The 16546-nt window shown below is 60.2% G+C and carries 15 protein-coding genes; 10 read left to right on the top strand and 5 right to left on the bottom strand.

Annotated elements, in window-relative coordinates; all coding sequences use genetic code 11:
- Positions 1–50: 50 nt before the first annotated feature.
- Positions 51–296 carry a DUF1127 domain-containing protein gene (locus tag AC1RQB_RS02560; RefSeq protein WP_063342140.1) on the top strand — a complete coding sequence of 82 codons (246 nt, stop codon included), beginning with the start codon at positions 51–53 and terminating at the stop codon, positions 294–296.
- 143 nt (positions 297–439) lie between these two features.
- On the opposite strand, the gene AC1RQB_RS02555 is transcribed toward AC1RQB_RS02560, so the two are convergent.
- The gene (locus tag AC1RQB_RS02555; RefSeq protein WP_063342141.1) at positions 440–1753 is read right to left on the bottom strand and encodes an NAD(P)/FAD-dependent oxidoreductase; all 1314 of its coding nucleotides are present in this window, start codon (positions 1751–1753) and stop codon (positions 440–442) included.
- A gap of 147 nt (positions 1754–1900) precedes the next feature.
- Between AC1RQB_RS02555 and AC1RQB_RS02550 the strand changes: the two genes are divergently transcribed.
- On the top strand, positions 1901–2254 hold the full coding sequence (locus AC1RQB_RS02550; RefSeq protein WP_063342142.1) for a YkgJ family cysteine cluster protein: 354 nt from the start codon (positions 1901–1903) through the stop codon (positions 2252–2254).
- A 116-nt stretch (positions 2255–2370) separates the two neighbouring features.
- Here the strand turns inward: AC1RQB_RS02550 and AC1RQB_RS02545 are convergent, their stop codons facing one another.
- Positions 2371–2859 carry an Lrp/AsnC ligand binding domain-containing protein gene (locus AC1RQB_RS02545; RefSeq protein ID WP_003206849.1) on the bottom strand — a complete coding sequence of 163 codons (489 nt, stop codon included), beginning with the start codon at positions 2857–2859 and terminating at the stop codon, positions 2371–2373.
- A gap of 156 nt (positions 2860–3015) precedes the next feature.
- Here AC1RQB_RS02545 and dadA point away from each other — a divergent pair, with 156 nt between their 5' ends.
- The 6 genes from dadA (at position 3016) to AC1RQB_RS02515 (ending at position 9146) form a co-directional block, all read left to right on the top strand.
- Complete coding sequence (gene dadA, locus AC1RQB_RS02540) at positions 3016–4320, top strand: D-amino acid dehydrogenase (protein WP_007894735.1); 1305 nt, start codon at positions 3016–3018, stop codon at positions 4318–4320.
- The gene (locus tag AC1RQB_RS02535) at positions 4292–4645 is read left to right on the top strand and encodes a RidA family protein (protein WP_007894740.1); all 354 of its coding nucleotides are present in this window, start codon (positions 4292–4294) and stop codon (positions 4643–4645) included. Before dadA ends, AC1RQB_RS02535 begins: the two co-directional genes overlap by 29 nt.
- A gap of 97 nt (positions 4646–4742) precedes the next feature.
- Positions 4743–5816 carry an alanine racemase gene (alr, locus tag AC1RQB_RS02530; protein ID WP_063342143.1) on the top strand — a complete coding sequence of 358 codons (1074 nt, stop codon included), beginning with the start codon at positions 4743–4745 and terminating at the stop codon, positions 5814–5816.
- A 129-nt stretch (positions 5817–5945) separates the two neighbouring features.
- Positions 5946–6494 carry a cupin domain-containing protein gene (locus AC1RQB_RS02525; protein ID WP_008073360.1) on the top strand — a complete coding sequence of 183 codons (549 nt, stop codon included), beginning with the start codon at positions 5946–5948 and terminating at the stop codon, positions 6492–6494.
- A gap of 182 nt (positions 6495–6676) precedes the next feature.
- Positions 6677–7090, top strand: coding sequence for a c-type cytochrome (locus AC1RQB_RS02520; RefSeq protein WP_063342144.1), 414 nt, complete (start codon positions 6677–6679; stop codon positions 7088–7090).
- A 133-nt stretch (positions 7091–7223) separates the two neighbouring features.
- Positions 7224–9146 carry an acetyl-CoA hydrolase/transferase C-terminal domain-containing protein gene (locus AC1RQB_RS02515; protein ID WP_063342145.1) on the top strand — a complete coding sequence of 641 codons (1923 nt, stop codon included), beginning with the start codon at positions 7224–7226 and terminating at the stop codon, positions 9144–9146.
- A gap of 127 nt (positions 9147–9273) precedes the next feature.
- On the opposite strand, the gene AC1RQB_RS02510 is transcribed toward AC1RQB_RS02515, so the two are convergent.
- Together AC1RQB_RS02510 and rep are read right to left on the bottom strand one after the other, a co-directional pair.
- Positions 9274–9846 carry a xanthine phosphoribosyltransferase gene (locus AC1RQB_RS02510; protein ID WP_063342146.1) on the bottom strand — a complete coding sequence of 191 codons (573 nt, stop codon included), beginning with the start codon at positions 9844–9846 and terminating at the stop codon, positions 9274–9276.
- A gap of 69 nt (positions 9847–9915) precedes the next feature.
- Complete coding sequence (rep, locus tag AC1RQB_RS02505) at positions 9916–11925, bottom strand: DNA helicase Rep (protein ID WP_007894754.1); 2010 nt, start codon at positions 11923–11925, stop codon at positions 9916–9918.
- A gap of 263 nt (positions 11926–12188) precedes the next feature.
- Between rep and AC1RQB_RS02500 the strand changes: the two genes are divergently transcribed.
- A complete protein-coding gene (locus tag AC1RQB_RS02500) occupies positions 12189–13862 on the top strand; it encodes a putative bifunctional diguanylate cyclase/phosphodiesterase (protein WP_008073357.1) in 1674 nt (557 codons plus the stop codon).
- Positions 13863–13970: 108 nt separating this feature from the next.
- Here the strand turns inward: AC1RQB_RS02500 and AC1RQB_RS02495 are convergent, their stop codons facing one another.
- The gene (locus AC1RQB_RS02495) at positions 13971–15368 is read right to left on the bottom strand and encodes a NorM family multidrug efflux MATE transporter (RefSeq protein ID WP_063343916.1); all 1398 of its coding nucleotides are present in this window, start codon (positions 15366–15368) and stop codon (positions 13971–13973) included.
- 157 nt (positions 15369–15525) lie between these two features.
- On the opposite strand from AC1RQB_RS02495, the gene AC1RQB_RS02490 reads away from it, so the two are divergent.
- On the top strand, positions 15526–16446 hold the full coding sequence (locus AC1RQB_RS02490; RefSeq protein ID WP_007894759.1) for a LysR substrate-binding domain-containing protein: 921 nt from the start codon (positions 15526–15528) through the stop codon (positions 16444–16446).
- The last annotated feature ends 100 nt before the right edge of the window (positions 16447–16546 follow it).

Here is a 16546-nt window from a genome sequence, read left to right as displayed (position 1 = left end):
TCCGCGCATCATGAAAGCTCTGGCTACCCAAGTAAACAGGAGCGACGAAAATGAACGGCTTGAGCGATGTGCGGCTGACGTTACACAGTCAGGAACTGGCGGCAGGGCAAAAGAACGGTGCATGCGAGGCGGTCATGCGCAACGCACCGTCCGGCCTGGGTCGCTGGGGTCTGTTCTGGCATCGTCTGCACACGCGCAAGGTGTTGCTGGAATTGACGCCGGAACAGCTCAGGGATGTCGGATTGAGTCGGGAGCAGGCGCGGGAGGAGGGGCTTAAGCCGTTCTGGCGGATCTGAGTTCTATGACGTTCTTGCGGGCCTCATCGCGGGCAAGCCCGCTCCCACAATGGTTGCTGGTGTTCACAAGAATTGTGTTCACCGCTAATCCCTGTGGGAGCGGGCTTGCCCGCGATGAGGCCCGTAAGAACGCAGCTAACCGATCAGACCAACTCCTTCATCCGATGCCACAACATCCCCAGCGCCAACAACGGCGAACGCAAATGCCTGCCACCCGGGAAGGTGATATGCGGCACCTTGGCAAACAGGTCGAAACCACCGCTCTGCTGGCCGCTGATAGCCTCAGCCAACAACTTGCCCGCCAGATGCGTGGCGTTCACCCCATGACCGGAATAGGCCTGGGCGTAATATACATTCGGCTGCTCCTTGAGCCGACCGATCTGCGGCAGGCGATTGGCGCCGATGCCAATCATCCCGCCCCATTGATAGTCGATTTTCACCCCGGCCAGTTGCGGGAACACCGCCAGCATCTTCGGTCGCATGTACGCGGCGATGTCTTTCGGGTCGCGCCCTGAATAATGGCAGGCACCGCCGAACAGCAAACGTCGGTCGGCCGAGAGTCGGTAGTAATCCAGCGCCACCCGTTGATCGCAGACCGCCATGTTTTGCGGTAACAAGGCGTGAGCCTGTTCTTCACTCAAGGGTTCGGTGGCGATGATGTAACTGCCGGCGGGCAGCACCTTGCCGCCGAGTTGCGGATTGAGATCGTTGAGGTAGGCGTTGCAACCCAGCACCAGCGTCTTCGCGCGAACCGTACCCTGGGCGGTGTGGACTTTGACCTCGGGGCCGTAATCGATGCGGGTCACCGCCGATCGTTCGAACAGCTTCACGCCCAATTGCCCGGCGGCGGCCGCTTCGCCCAGTGCCAGGTTCAGTGGGTGCAGATGCCCGGAGCCCATGTCGATCAAACCGCCGACATAGCGGTCGGAACCCACCACGCTGTGCATTTCGTGGGCTTGCAGCAGACGGGTTTCGTAACGATAACCGAGGCTGTGCAGCTCGATGGCGTCTTCGGCGAAGCCTTCCAGGTCTTGAGCCTTGTTGGCGAGATCGCAGTAGCCCCAGGTCAGGTCGCAAGGGATCTGAAAACGCTCAATCCGCTGTCGGACGATTTCCACCGCTTCCAGGCCCATCAATTTCATCTGACGCACACCGTCTGCACCGATCACGTTGGCGAACTGATCGAGGCCATGGCCGACGCCGCGAATCAACTGCCCGCCATTGCGTCCGCTGGCGCCCCAACCGATCTTGTGCGCTTCCAGCAGCACCACGCTGAAGCCGCGTTCGGCCAGTTCGAGCGCGGTGTTCAGCCCGGAGAACCCGCCGCCCACCACGCACACGTCCGCAACCAGCTCACCTGTGAGTACCGCAAGATCGGGCTGAGGCAGGCTGCTGGCGGCGTAATAAGAGGCCGCGTGTTGATGGCTCGGGGCAGGTTGCTGAACGGGGACGTTCATATCCGTCATCCTGATGCGTGTGTTTGAAAAAGTTGACGGAGCATAAGCCGCCGCTTCGGACGCGGGCAACACCGGTCGGTTGGCGCTGTCTGGATCGGGGCTTTTGCGTCAGAATCCCGGTCTATTCCACATTTGGTCACCGCTTCGATGAGTTGCAACAGTCAGAAGATTCGCGCGCTACGCCAGCAGATTCCCTCTTTCGAGTGCGTGCCCGGCTGCCATGACTGCTGTGGGCCGGTGACCACCTCGCCCGAAGAAATGTCCCGCCTGCCGCGCAAGACCCGGGCCGAGCAGGATGCGGCGATGGATGAACTCAATTGTGTCCATCTGGGACCCAACGGCTGCACGGTGTATGACGAACGACCGCTGATCTGTCGGCTGTTCGGCACCACCAAGACATTGCCATGCCCCAACGGGCGGCGACCGGTGGAGCTGATCCATCCGCGGGTCGAGAAGCAGATTCATGAATACATGGCTTCTACCCGGCAGGTGCTGGTTTGATCGTTCCCACGCTCTGCGTGGGAATGCCTCTTCGGACGCTCTGCGTTCGGCTCTGGATGGGACGCAGAGCGTCCCGGGCTGCATTCCCACGCGGAGCGTGGGAATGATCGGGTGGGTCAATCCGGAATCGGCAGGTTCAAGCTCTCTTTCACTTCTTCCATCACGATATAACTCTTGGATTCGCGCACATGCGGCAACTTGAGCAAGATGTCGCCCAGCAGTTTGCGGTACGAGGCCATCTCGGAAATCCGTGCTTTCACCAGATAATCGAAGTCCCCTGATACCAAATGGCATTCCAGTACGTGGGGCAGTTTCAGCACCGCGCGTCGGAACTCTTCGAAAGTATCGCCGGATTTGTAGTCGAGGCTGATCTCGACGAACACCAGCAAGCTACCCTTGAGGTGCTGCGGATTCAGGCGGGCGTTGTAGCCCATGATGATCCCTTCGCGCTCCAGTCGCCGTACCCGTTCGGTGCAGGGCGTGGTGGAGAGACCGACCTTTTCCCCGAGTTCGGTAAAGGAAATGCGCCCGTCCGCTTGCAGGATCCGCAGGATGTTGCGGTCGATCTTGTCCAGCTCACGTTTGGTCTGAGTGTTGGTCCGCATAGGGGATGCGCCTCCGTGAAAAGGGTTTTTGCCGAGAATTGTCGCCAAATATAGGCACTTATATAGTGAAAAGCACTGGCTAATCTTTTTTAAACTGCCCACATCTTCGGTCTGCACACTAAACGTCAGCGGTAAGCCGCGATGAGGGATATGAAAATGCGCGTTCTGGTCTTGGGTAGCGGCGTCATCGGTACCGCCAGTGCCTATTATCTGGCACGGGCCGGCTTTGAGGTGACGGTGGTTGACCGTCAGCCAGCGGCGGCCATGGAAACCAGTTTCGCCAACGCCGGGCAGGTTTCGCCGGGTTATGCCTCGCCGTGGGCCGCGCCGGGCGTACCGCTCAAAGCCATCAAGTGGCTGTTGCAGCGTCACGCGCCATTGGCAATCAAGGCCACCGCCGACATCGACCAATACCTGTGGATGGCGCAGATGCTACGCAACTGCACCGCCAGCCGTTACGCGGTGAACAAGGAGCGCATGGTGCGCCTGTCCGAGTACAGCCGCGACTGCCTCGACGAACTGCGCGCCGAAACCGGCATTGCCTACGAAGGCCGCAGCCTTGGCACTACCCAGCTGTTCCGCACCCAGGCGCAACTCGATGGCGCCGCCAAAGACATCGCCGTGCTGAAAGAGTCCGGCGTGCCGTTCGAACTGCTCGACCGTGCCGGCATTGCCCGGGTCGAACCGGCCCTGGCCAGTGTCACCGACATTCTCGCCGGTGCCTTGCGCCTGCCGAACGACCAGACCGGCGACTGCCAGATCTTCACCACCCGCCTGGCTGAAATGGCCACGAAACTGGGTGTGGAATTCCGTTTCGGCCAGGACATCCAGCGCCTCGACTTCGCCGGTGATCGCATCAACGGCGTGTGGATCGACGGCAAGCTGGAAACCGCCGACCGCTACGTGCTCGCTCTCGGCAGCTACTCGCCGCAATTGCTCAAGCCGTTGGGCATCCGGGCGCCGGTGTATCCGCTCAAGGGTTACTCGCTGACCGTGCCGATCATCAACCCGGCGATGGCCCCGACGTCGACCATTCTCGACGAGACCTATAAGGTCGCGATCACCCGTTTCGACAATCGCATCCGCGTCGGCGGCATGGCGGAAATCGCCGGTTTTGACCTGTCGTTGAACCCGCGTCGGCGCGAAACCCTGGAGATGATCGTCAACGACCTTTATCCTCAGGGCGGCGATCTGGCCCAGGCGAGTTTCTGGACCGGTCTGCGTCCGACCACTCCGGACGGCACCCCGATTGTCGGTGCCACACCGTTCAAAAACCTGTTTCTGAATACCGGCCACGGCACGCTCGGCTGGACCATGGCCTGTGGTTCCGGTCGTTTGCTGGCTGACCTGATGGCGAAGAGAACGCCGCAGATCAGCGCCGAAGGCCTCGATATTTCCCGTTATGGCAACAAACTCAAGGAGTCCGCAAAACATGTCAATCCAGCGCCAGCTCACCAATGAGCGCATGAGCCAGATCGTTGTCCACAACAGTACCGTGTATCTGGCAGGGCAGGTCGGCGATGACATGAGCGCCGGGATTGAACAGCAGACCCGTGAAACCCTCGCCAACATCGAGCGTTTGCTGGATCTGGCGGGGACCGACAAGAACCGCCTGCTGTCGGTGACGATTTACCTGAAAGACATCGATGCGCACTTCGCAGGCATGAATTCGGTGTGGGACCAGTGGCTGCCAAAAGGCGTCGCACCGGCCCGAGCTACCGTTGAATCGAAGCTGTGTGAACCGCAAATCCTGGTCGAGCTGTCGGTTGTTGCCGCGCTGCCATAACGCTCAGCCAGAAAGATCCCTCTCCCGGTGCTGTTGGCGGTTCACGCTGTCAGCCAGCGCCGGTTTTTTTTCAATGACCGACTAGAAGTCTGCCGCCATGCGTCCAGCCCGTGCCCTGATCGACCTCCAAGCCCTGCGCCACAACTACCAGCTCGCCCGCGAAGTGACCGGGGCCAAGGCCCTCGCGGTGATCAAGGCCGATGCCTATGGTCATGGCGCGGTACGCTGCGCCCAGGCGCTGGAAGCCGAGGCGGACGGGTTTGCCGTTGCCTGCATCGAAGAAGCATTGGAGCTGCGCGCCGCTGGCATTCGTGCGCCGGTGTTGTTGCTCGAAGGTTTTTTCGAAGCCGATGAGCTGTCGTTGATCGTCGAGCATGATTTCTGGTGCGTGGTGCATTCGCTGTGGCAGCTCGAGGCCATCGAAAAAGCCGCGCTGAGCAAACCGATCACGGTCTGGCTCAAGCTCGACTCCGGCATGCATCGGGTTGGCCTGCACCCGGCGGATTACCAGGCGGCCTATCAACGGCTGCTGGCCAGCGGCAAAGTGGCGAAGATCGTGCTGATGAGTCACTTCGCTCGCGCCGATGAGCTGCACTGCCAGACCAGCGCCGAACAGGTTGCGGTGTTCGAGGCGGCGCGTCAGGGGTTGTCGGCTGAAATCAGCCTGCGTAATTCGCCGGCGGTGCTCGGTTGGCCGCAGATTCCGAGCGATTGGGTGCGCCCGGGCATCATGCTCTACGGCGCAACGCCTTTCGAAGAGGCCAATGCCGTGGCGTCCCGCCTGCAACCGGTGATGACCCTGGAATCGAAAGTGATTTGCGTGCGTGAACTGCCGACCGGCGAACCGATTGGTTACGGCGCGAAATTCATCACACCCAAGCCGATGCGCGTGGGCGTGGTGGCGATGGGTTATGCCGACGGCTATCCACGTCAGGCACCGACCGGTACGCCCGTGATGGTCGCCGGGCAGCGCAGCCAGTTGATTGGCCGCGTGTCGATGGACATGCTCTGCATCGACCTGACCGACGTGCCGCAAGCCGGCCTTGGTTCGCCCGTCGAGTTGTGGGGCAAAAATATCCTCGCCAGTGACGTTGCGACGGCCGCGGGCACGATTCCTTACCAGATATTCTGCAACCTGCGTCGAGTGCCGCTGCTCTATTCCGGGGCCTGACGAAAAACGTTCCCGACCGAAAGTCGCTTCGCCAAACAGGATTCAGGCCCAAGTGTTGTAAATACTGAACGCTGTCGCCATGATAACGCTCAATATTCCTGCAAACCTGAACCCCTGGAGGCTCCAGCATTGGACGTCGGTGAACGACTGCAATCGATCCGTAAGCTCAAAGGTCTTTCCCAGCGTGAGCTCGCCAAACGCGCGGGTGTTACCAACAGCACCATTTCGATGATCGAGAAGAACAGCGTCAGCCCCTCGATCAGTTCGCTGAGGAAGGTTCTGGGCGGGATTCCCATGTCCATGGTCGAGTTCTTTTCCGAAGAAATCCTGCAGGAAATACCGACTCAGATCGTTTACAAAGCCCACGAGCTGATCGACATTTCCGATGGGGCAGTGACCATGAAACTGGTCGGCCGGGCTCATCCGAGCCGGGCTATCGCGTTCCTCAATGAAATCTACCCGCCAGGCGCCGACACCGGTGAGGAGATGCTCACCCATGAGGGCGAGGAGACTGGAATTCTGGTGGAAGGTCGGCTGGAACTGGTGGTCGGGCTCGAAACATTTGTGCTCGAAGCCGGCGACAGCTACTACTTTGAAAGTACCAAGCCACACCGTTTCCGTAATCCGTTCGATGCCCCGGCGCGACTAATCAGCGCAGCCACTCCAGCGAATTTCTAAGAGAAGAGGCGTCCTGCCCGGTTTGCGCAGACGCCCCTGCTGTATTTCCTTCCCACGATAAGACCCCTTCGACTTTGGGGTTGTTTCAGTGTGACGGGCTTACCGCTATACTTGCGCCCGCCTGCGAACCGTGGCCGTGGGCGTGACTAGCCACCATTGAGGGTGTACGCGTGAACCTAATTATGAAAATGCTGGCCGCACCAGCAACCGTATTGGCCCTTTGGGCAGTCAGCGCACAAGCTGCGACCAACGACGATATTGCTAAACGTCTTGAACCCGTTGGCCAGGTTTGTGTGCAGGGCAAAGAGTGCAAGGGGATGGAAGTCGCTGCTTCTGCGGGTGGTGGTGATGCCAAAACCCCTGACTCAGTGATTGCAAAACATTGCAACGCATGCCACGGCACCGGCCTGTTGGGCGCGCCGAAAATCGGCGATGCCGCCGCCTGGGGCGAGCGCGCCAAGAAAGAAGGCGGCCTCGACGGCTTGCTGGCGAAAGCAATCTCCGGCGTCAACGCGATGCCACCAAAAGGCACTTGCGCCGATTGCTCTGATGGCGATCTCAAGGGCGCCATCCAGAAGATGTCCGGCCTGAAATAAGCCTTCATTTTCAGCGAAAAGCCGCTTTCGAGCGGCTTTTTTGTGCGTGCGATTTTCCGCTGAGGCTATGCTTTGCGGCGAATCCCCGGCAAGCTCGGTCCAACCCCAACTCATGGAACGGCGGGAGGATCAGATGGTGCAGTTGTGTTCTATCGAACAGGCGGTCGATGACGTCCTGGCGCGGTTGCCGGCGCATATCCACATGGGATTGCCGCTGGGGCTGGGCAAGCCCAATCACTTCGTCAACGCGCTGTATCAACGGATCGCGCAACTGCCCGAGCGGCAACTGACGATTTACACCGCCCTGTGCCTCGGACGCCCGCCATTGGGCGATGGCTTGCAAAAGCGCTTCCTCGAACCTTTCATCGAGCGAGTGTTCGGCGATTATCCGGAGCTGGATTTTCTCGCCGATTTGCATCGCGACAGCCTGCCGGCCAACATTCACGTCCATCAATTCTTCCTGCAGCCAGGCAGCCTGCTAAACAGTGCTTCGGCCCAGCAGGATTATGTCAGCAGCAATTACAGCCACGCGGCCCGGGACATCAATGCCGCTGGCTTGAACCTGGTGGCGCAATTGGTCGCCAGCCACAGCGAGCATCCCGATCGCCTGAGCCTGAGCTGCAACCCGGATATCACCCTCGACTTGTTTCCGATGATCGCCAAGCGTCGGGCGGCGGGGGAGACGATCCTGATGGTGGGCCAGGTACACAACGATTTGCCGTACATGCCCGGCGATGCGGAAATCGGCATCGACACCTTCGACCTGCTGATCGACGCGAAAGACAACACCACGCTGTTTTCCACGCCGAATATGCCGGTGGGTTTCCAGGATCATTTCATCGGGCTGCACGCCAGCACGCTGGTGCGCGACGGCGGCACCTTGCAAATCGGCATCGGTTCCATGGGCGATGCCCTGACGGCAGCGTTGCTGGCGCGGCAGACTGACAGTGACGGTTACAAGGCGTTACTAGGGGATTTGAATCTCAGCCAGTGGGCGCAGTTGATTGAGCGTGAAGGAGGTATCGAACCTTTCGCCAAGGGCCTGTACGGTTGCAGCGAAATGTTCGTCAACGGCTTGCTGGTGTTGGCGGATGCCGGGATCGTGCGGCGCAAGGTCTACCCGGATGTGCCAACCCAGCAGCAGGCGAATGCCGGCACGCTGGAAGAGGCCGCGCAGACTGACGGCATCTCGGTGCACGGCGGGTTTTTCCTCGGGCCGCGCAGTTTCTATGAGCGCTTGCGCGAGTTGCCGCAGAGTAAGCGGCTCGAATTCAACATGACCCGCATCAGCTACATCAATGAGCTCTACGGTCAGGAAGAGCTCAAACGCTTGCAGCGCCTCGATGCGCGCTTCATCAACACCGTCTTCACCATGACCTTGCTCGGCGCCGGCGTGGCCGATCAACTTGAAGACGGGCGGGTACTGAGCGGTGTCGGCGGGCAATACAACTTCGTCGCCCAGGGCCATGCGCTGCAAGGCGCGCGTTCGATCCTGCTGCTGCGCAGTTGGCGCGAGTCGGGCGGTGAAGTCAGTTCGAATATCGTCTGGGAGTACGGCCACTGCACGATCCCACGACATCTGCGGGACATCGTCGTCACCGAATACGGCATCGCCGATTTGCGGGGCAAGACCGATGCGGCGGTGATCGAGGCGTTGCTCAACATCAGCGACTCACGCTTCCAGCCGGGGCTGATCGAGCAGGCGCAGAACGTTGGCAAATTGCCGAAGCATTTTCGCCTCGATCCGCGTTTCGCCGACAACAGCCCACAGCGTTTGCAGGCCATTCAGGTGCGGCATTCGAATCTGTTTCCGGAGTATCCGCTGGGTTGCGATTTCACCGCTGAGGAGCGGGACTTATTGCGGGCGCTGAACTGGTTGAAGAGCAAGTTCAAGCTCACCGAGATTCTGGAATTGGGCAAGGCTGCGCTGGATGCGCCAGCGGCTTCGGAGTTTCCGGTGCATCTGGAAAGGATGCAGCTGACGAAACCGGAAGGGCTGAAGGAGGATTTGTTTCAGCGGTTGTTGCTGACCGGCCTGAAGGCCACTGCGCAGTAACAGTCACCACAAAAAACTGTGGGAGCGGGCTTGCCCGCGATGGCGGTGGAACAGCCAACATCAATGTTGAATGTTATGACCTCATCGCGGGCAAGCCCGCTCCCACAGGTTCGGTGATGCAGAGGGCTTATTCGATGAAGGTTACAACGCCATCCTTCAGCGACTGCACCCGCGCCAACGATTCAACGCGATAACCCTGGGCATCCAGTTCCGCACGGCCGCCCTGGAACGATTTCTCGATCACAATACCCAAGCCAGCAACGGTCGCGCCGGCCTGTTTGATGATCGAGATCAGCGCTTGCGACGCCTTACCGTTGGCCAAAAAGTCGTCGATGATCAGCACGCGGTCGCTGCTGGTCAGGTGGCGCGGGGAGATCGCCACGGTGCTTTCGGTCTGCTTGGTGAACGAGTAAACGGTCGCCGACAGCAGGTTTTCGGTCAGGGTCAGGGACTGATGCTTGCGGGCGAAAATCACCGGCACGCCAAGGTTCAGGCCGGTCATGATTGCCGGGGCAATGCCCGAGGCTTCGATGGTGACGATCTTGGTGATGCCCGAGTCCTTGAACAGCGTGGCGAATTCGTCGCCGATCAGCTTCATCAGGGTCGGGTCGATCTGGTGGTTCAGAAAGGCGTCGACTTTCAGGACCTGGTCGGAAAGCACGATGCCTTCTTCGCGAATTTTCTTGTGCAGTGCTTCCATGAAGCTTTCCTCTACTGACGCCGTGTGCGGCTGGCGTGTAAAAAGTGTTCGGTTAAAAAGTAGCCAATTCTAGCGCTTTAACATCGCGCGTATATCCGCCAATGCGGTATTACCGCGGACGGCTTTGACTTCAACAGGGGTGTCGTCATTGCCTTCCCAGGCCAGGTCGTCCGGCGGCAGTTCATCGAGGAAGCGGCTGGGCGCGCAGTCGATGATCTCGCCGTATTGCTTACGCTTGGCGGCGAAGGTGAACGCCAACGTCTGACGCGCTCGGGTAATCCCGACGTAGGCCAGGCGACGTTCCTCTTCAATGGTGTCGGCTTCGATGCTGGAGCGGTGCGGGAGAATTTCCTCTTCCATGCCCATGATGAACACGTAAGGAAATTCCAGACCCTTGGAGGCGTGCAAGGTCATCATCTGTACGCCTTCGGCGCCGTCTTCCTCTTCCTGCTGACGCTCCAGCATGTCGCGCAGAACGAGTTTGCCGATGGCGTCTTCGACGGTCATCTCGCCTTCTTCGTCTTTCTCCAGGGTGTTCTTCAGCGCCTCGATCAGGAACCAGACGTTACCCATGCGGTAATCGGCGGCCTTGTCGCTGGAGCTGTTGGTGCGCAGCCAGTTCTCGTAGTCGATGTCCATGACCATGCTGCGCAGGGCCGAGATCGGGTCTTCGCCGGCGCACTGTTCGCGGACCTTGTCCATGAAACGCTTGAAGCGTGACAGGCGATCGGTGAAGCGCGTGTCCAGATGCTCGCCCAAACCGATTTCGTCGGTGGCGGCGTACATCGAGATTTTTCGCTCGGTGGCGTAGTTGCCCAGCTTCTCCAGCGTGGTCGAACCGATCTCCCGGCGTGGGACGTTGATCACCCGCAGGAAGGCGTTGTCGTCGTCCGGGTTCACGATCAGGCGGAAGTAGGCCATCAGGTCTTTCACTTCCTGACGTCCGAAAAAGCTGTTGCCGCCAGACAGGCGATACGGAATCTGGTGGTGCTGCAGCTTCAGCTCGATCAGCTTGGCCTGGTAGTTACCGCGATACAGGATCGCAAAATCGCTGTATGGCCGATCCGTGCGCAGGTGCAGGGTCAGCAGTTCCACGGCCACGCGCTCGGCTTCGGCGTCTTCGTTGCGGCAACGGATCACGCGGATTTCGTCGCCGTGGCCCATCTCACTCCACAGCTGTTTTTCGAACTCGTGCGGGTTGTTGGAGATCAGCACGTTGGCGCAACGCAGGATGCGGCTGGTGGAGCGGTAATTCTGCTCGAGCATCACCACTTTCAGGGATGGGTAATCATCCTTGAGCAGCATCAGGTTTTCCGGCCGGGCGCCGCGCCAGGCATAGATCGACTGGTCGTCATCGCCCACCACGGTGAACTGGTTACGCTTGCCGATCAGCAGTTTCACCAGCAAATACTGGCTGGCGTTGGTGTCCTGGTATTCGTCCACCAACAGGTAGCGGACCTTGTTCTGCCATTTTTCCAGGATATCGTCGTGTTCCTGGAACAGTTTTACCGGCAGCAGGATCAGGTCGTCGAAGTCCACCGCGTTGAACGCCTTGAGCGTGCGCTGGTAGTGGGTGTAGACGATGGCGGCGGTCTGTTCCTTGGGATTGCGTGCGTTTTCCAGGGCTTCGGGCGGCAGGATCAGGTCGTTTTTCCACGAGCCGATCATGTTCTTGATCTCGTCGACGCCGTCGTCGCCCGAGTATTCCTTCTGCATGATGTCGGTCATCAGGGCTTTGACATCGGTCTCGTCGAAGATCGAGAAACCCGGCTTATAGCCCAGCCGCACGTGTTCCTTGCGGATGATGTTCAGGCCCAGGTTATGGAAGGTGCAGACCGTCAGACCGCGGCCTTCGCCGCCCTTGAGCAGGGTGCCGACCCGTTCCTTCATCTCCCGCGCGGCCTTGTTGGTAAAGGTCATGGCGACAATGTACTGGGCGCGGATGCCGCAACTCTGGATCAGATGCGCAATTTTGCGGGTGATCACGCTGGTCTTGCCGGAGCCTGCACCGGCGAGCACCAAAAGAGGGCCGCCGACGTAGCTCACGGCTTCTTGCTGCCGGGGATTGAGTCGGGACATACGAAATCAGGGAGTCATTAGCGAAATGGGCCGGCATTTTAACAGGCTCAGCGAATTGTGCTGCTCTCTCCGACTTGTGACGTAACACGCGATCTCTATTTGCCGGTTTTGATACTTTCACGCAGGATGCGTATTGAATTTGCGTCTAATGTTCGTATTCAAGACACAAAAGCCGTGTTTGATAACCGATGTCATTTGGTCATTGGTTATCTGCGCGGCATAATGCCCGCCGCCTACATCTTTGCAGAGTCTAGGGAGCTAGCTTGTCTACGCCTGTCGAACCCTTGCGTTTGCTGTTACTGGCCGAAGAGCCAGCGTGGGCAGCGTTGTTGCGCGAGTGTCTGGCTCCGATGGGGAGTTCGGCTGTGCTGCTCAGCGCGCCGAGCTGGGAGTCGGTCAGCAACCTGTTCGATGACAACCGCAGCGCGGTGTTGTTGACGATTCCTGCTCTGCAGCCGGCACCCGGCCGTTGCAACCTGCCGACGGTGTTGCTGCTCGAACACGAGCCGCTGGCGCCGCCCGACGGTGTGAGCGACTGGCTGGTGCGCAATCTGCTGGATCCCGGCATGTTGCGCCGCTGCCTGCGCCATGTGCGTGAACGCGGCGTGCTGGAAAACACGTTGCAGCGCCTGGCCGAGCAGGATCCGTTGACCGGTATCGCCAACCGTCAGGGTTTCCAGACCTTGCTGGCGGCGCGCCTGGCCGACAACGAAGGTCGAGGCTTGGCCCTCGGTCACCTCGACCTCGACAACTTTCGACACGCCAACGACGCGCTCGGCCATCAGGCTGGCGATCGGCTGATCCTGCAAGTGGTCTCGCGGCTGAAAAGCCAACTGGAGGCCAGCGATCAACTGGCGCGGCTGGGTAGCGATGAATTTGCCCTGCTGATCGACACCCGCCGCGCCCCTCAGCGCGCCGAATGGATGGCCGAACGCATTACCGAAGCGCTGTCCGAACCCTATTGGATCGACGGTGAAAGCCTGTTGATCGGGTCCAGCCTCGGCATCGCTCACGCACGAGCGCAGGCCGGCGCCGACCCGTTGATGTGGCACGCGCATATCGCCATGCAACAGGCCAAGAGCACTCAGGGCTGCACCTTTCACATCTTCAACGAACGGATCAATCGCAATGCCCGCAGCATCGCCGACCTTGAAAGCGAGCTGCGCCGGGCCTTGCGCCGCGATGAGCTGGAGCTGCATTACCAGCCACGCCTGAACCTTGAGGACGGTCAGATCGTCGGCCTCGAAGCGTTGGTTCGCTGGCGTCATGGCGAACGCGGCTTGTTGCCCCCCAGTGAATTCGTGCCGCTGGCCGAGCAAAGCGGCTTGATCGTGCCGCTGGGTTACTGGGTGATTTCCCGGGCCTTGCGGGACATGCAGGCGTTGCGAGAACGAGGTCTGCCAGCGCTGCACATGGCGATCAACCTGTCGTTCCGGCAGTTTCAGGACAGCCAATTGCTGACGACCCTGAGCCGGCTGATTGCCGAGCGAGGCGTCGAGGCGCAATGGCTGGAATTCGAACTGACCGAAACCGCGGTGATGCGTCGCAGCGATCTGGTCAAGCAGACCATGGACGCCCTCGGGCGTTTGGGCGTGCGCTTCTCGCTGGACGACTTCGGCACCGGGTTCTCTTCGTTCGTGCACCTCAACAGCCTGCCGATTGCGTTGTTGAAGGTGGACAAGAGCTTTGTCGGCGGCATGGAAGAGCGGGAAGAGAATCGCAAACTGGTGCACGCGATGATCAACCTGGCGCACAACCTCAACCTCGAAGTGGTCGCCGAAGGCGTGGAAACGCCGGAACAACTGGATTTGTTGCGCGGCTTTGGTTGCGATCAGGTGCAGGGGTATCTGATCAGCAAGCCGTTGCCGTTGGCGGAACTGGTTGAGTACCTGACGTTCGGCAGCAGTCAGCAGCCCGCACTGGAAGTCGTGGTTTAAACACGGACAAATGTGGGAGCGGGCTTGCTCGCGAGAGCGGTGTATCAGTAAACGTAGATGTCGACTGACACACCGCTTTCGCGAGCAAGCCCGCTCCCACAGGGGATCTCAATCTGGCTGGGCGATTTGGAAACTCGCCCCTGACGACGGCTCCCGCCGAATCATCCGCTTCATCTTCCACTCAAACGCCAGCGTCAGGCTCACCGCCGCACACGCCAGCCCCAGCGCCAGCCCCCACCAGACCCCCGTTGGCCCCCAATTCAAATGGAAGGCCATCCACCAGGCAGCCGGTGCGCCAATCAGCCAATAGCAACCCAAACCCACCAGGAACGTGGTCTTGGCATCCTTGAGCCCGCGGATGCAGCCCATGGCGATGGTTTGCGTGCCGTCAAACAGCTCGAACCATGCCGCCACCGCCAACAGGCTCACGGCCAGGTTGATGACTTCGCGGAACGCCGGGTCGTTGTGGTCCAGGAACAAGCCGATCAATTGATGCGGCAGCAGCCAGAAGACCATCGCAAAACCCAGCATTGCCGCCGCACCAAAGGCGATCCCGACCCGTCCGGCCTGCCGCGCATCAAGCAATTGCCCGGCACCGTAATGTTGGCCGATGCGCATGGTGATCGCGTAGGAAAGCCCCGCCGGAATCATGAACGCCACCGAAACGATTTGCAGGGCGATCTGGTGCGCCGCCAGTTGCGTACTGCCCATGGTGCCCATGCACAGCGCGGCGAAGGCGAATAGACCGACTTCCACCGCATAGGTGCCGCCAATCGGCAGGCCCAGGCGCCACAATTCTTTCAAGTACTGACGGTTGGGCCGCGACAGACCCTGGCGCAATGGATACGCGTCGTAGGCCGGATGCCGACGAATATGCAGCGCGAGCGCCAGCGCCATCAGGTTGGCAACGATCGCCGTGACCAGGCCGATGCCCACCAGGCCCATTTTCGGTAGACCGAACATGCCGGTGATCAACGCATAGTTGAGCAGGAAGTTAGCCACGGTGCCGGCGAGGCTGATGACCATCACCGGTGTCGCCCGGCCGATGGCGCTGGTGAAACCACGCAGCGCCATGAAGCTCAGGTAGCCAGGCAGGGCGAACGGCAGGATCAACAGAAACTGGCCGGCAGCCTGGACGTTGGTTTCGGTCTGGCCGAACAGCAGCAACACCGGTTTGAGGTTCCACAGCAGCAAACCCGCCACCAGCGCCATCAACCAGGCCAGCCACAGCCCGGCCTGGGTCAGCCGCGCTGCGCCAATGATGTCGCCCGCACCCTGACGAATCGCCACCAGGGTGCCGACGGCGGCGATCACGCCAATGCAGAAGATCGACACGAACGAATACGTCGCTGCACCCAGACCGCCGCCGGCCAGCGCTTCGGGGCTCAGGCGCGCCATCATCAACGTGTCGGTGAGGACCATCAACATGTGCGCCAACTGCGAGGCAATCAACGGCCCCGCCAGCCGCAGGATGGCCCAGAGTTCAATACGCGCTGGATGCTGCATGGTCATCACGCTCGATTGTCAGAGATAACAGGAAGCGTCGATTCTCGGCGCTCTGCGGGGTTTGCACAAAGGGATAAAAAGGATGGGTGGCATGATTAAAACTCATGCTGGGGAGTTTCTGATAAGTTGATTCCATCGCGCTATAGGAGCCTTCCTGATGTCCCGTCGTCTTCCTCCCTTGTACGCCCTTCGAGCATTCGAAGCGGCGGCGCGGCATAGCTCGTTTACCCGCGCGGCCGAAGAACTGTCGATCACGCAAAGTGCGGTCAGTCGGCACATTCGTACGCTCGAAGAGCATTTTGCCTGTCGGCTGTTTCATCGCAGCGGGCGCAACCTGCAACTGACCGAATCGGCGCGGCTGATCCTGCCCGGCATTCGTGAAGGCTTCACCGCCCTCGAGCGGGCCTGCAATACCTTGCGTGCCGAGGACGACATTCTGCGCATGAAAGCCCCATCGACCCTGACCATGCGCTGGCTGTTGGCGCGGCTCAGCCGTTTTCGACACTTGCGCCCGGGCAACGAAGTGCAACTGACCAGCGCCTGGATGGACATCGATACGGTGGACTTCAACCATGAGCCCTTCGACTGCGCCGTCATCCTCAGCAACGGGCATTTTCCCCCAGACTGGGAGGCGACTTTCCTGTTCCCCGAAGAGCTGATTCCGGTAGGCGCGCCGAATCTTCTGAAGGATCAACCATGGGACGTTGCGCGCCTGGCCAGTACCGAGTTGCTGCACCCGACGCCGGACCGCCGCGACTGGCGCAACTGGCTGGAGCGCATGGGCCTGACCGATCAAGTCTCGCTCAAGGGTGGGCAGGTGTTCGACACGCTGGAGCTGGGCATGATCGCCGCTGCCCGAGGTTACGGCGTGTCCATGGGCGATTTGCTGATGGTGGCGGAGGATGTCGCACAGGGACGTCTGAGTTTGCCGTGGCCGACGGCCGTCGCCAGTGGTGAGAATTATTACTTGGTCTGGCCGAAAACCCGCCCCGGCGGCGAACGTTTGCGTCGCCTCAGCGATTTCCTGCAAGGCGAAGTCCGGGCCATGGAATTACCGGATGTCGAACGCTTGGGCTGAATCGATAGAGCCGCCGCAATGGCGGCCTTGAGCCATATCCCCGTTAATTACTCAAGTATTCAGTGTTGCCGCCGAAAATCTGCTGATGGGACCTTGGTGC

It is taken from the genome of Pseudomonas sp. GW822-FHT02E03 (assembly GCF_058802325.1).
Note: the sequence above shows the minus strand (reverse complement) of the source record. Positions and strands in the feature narration are given on the sequence as shown.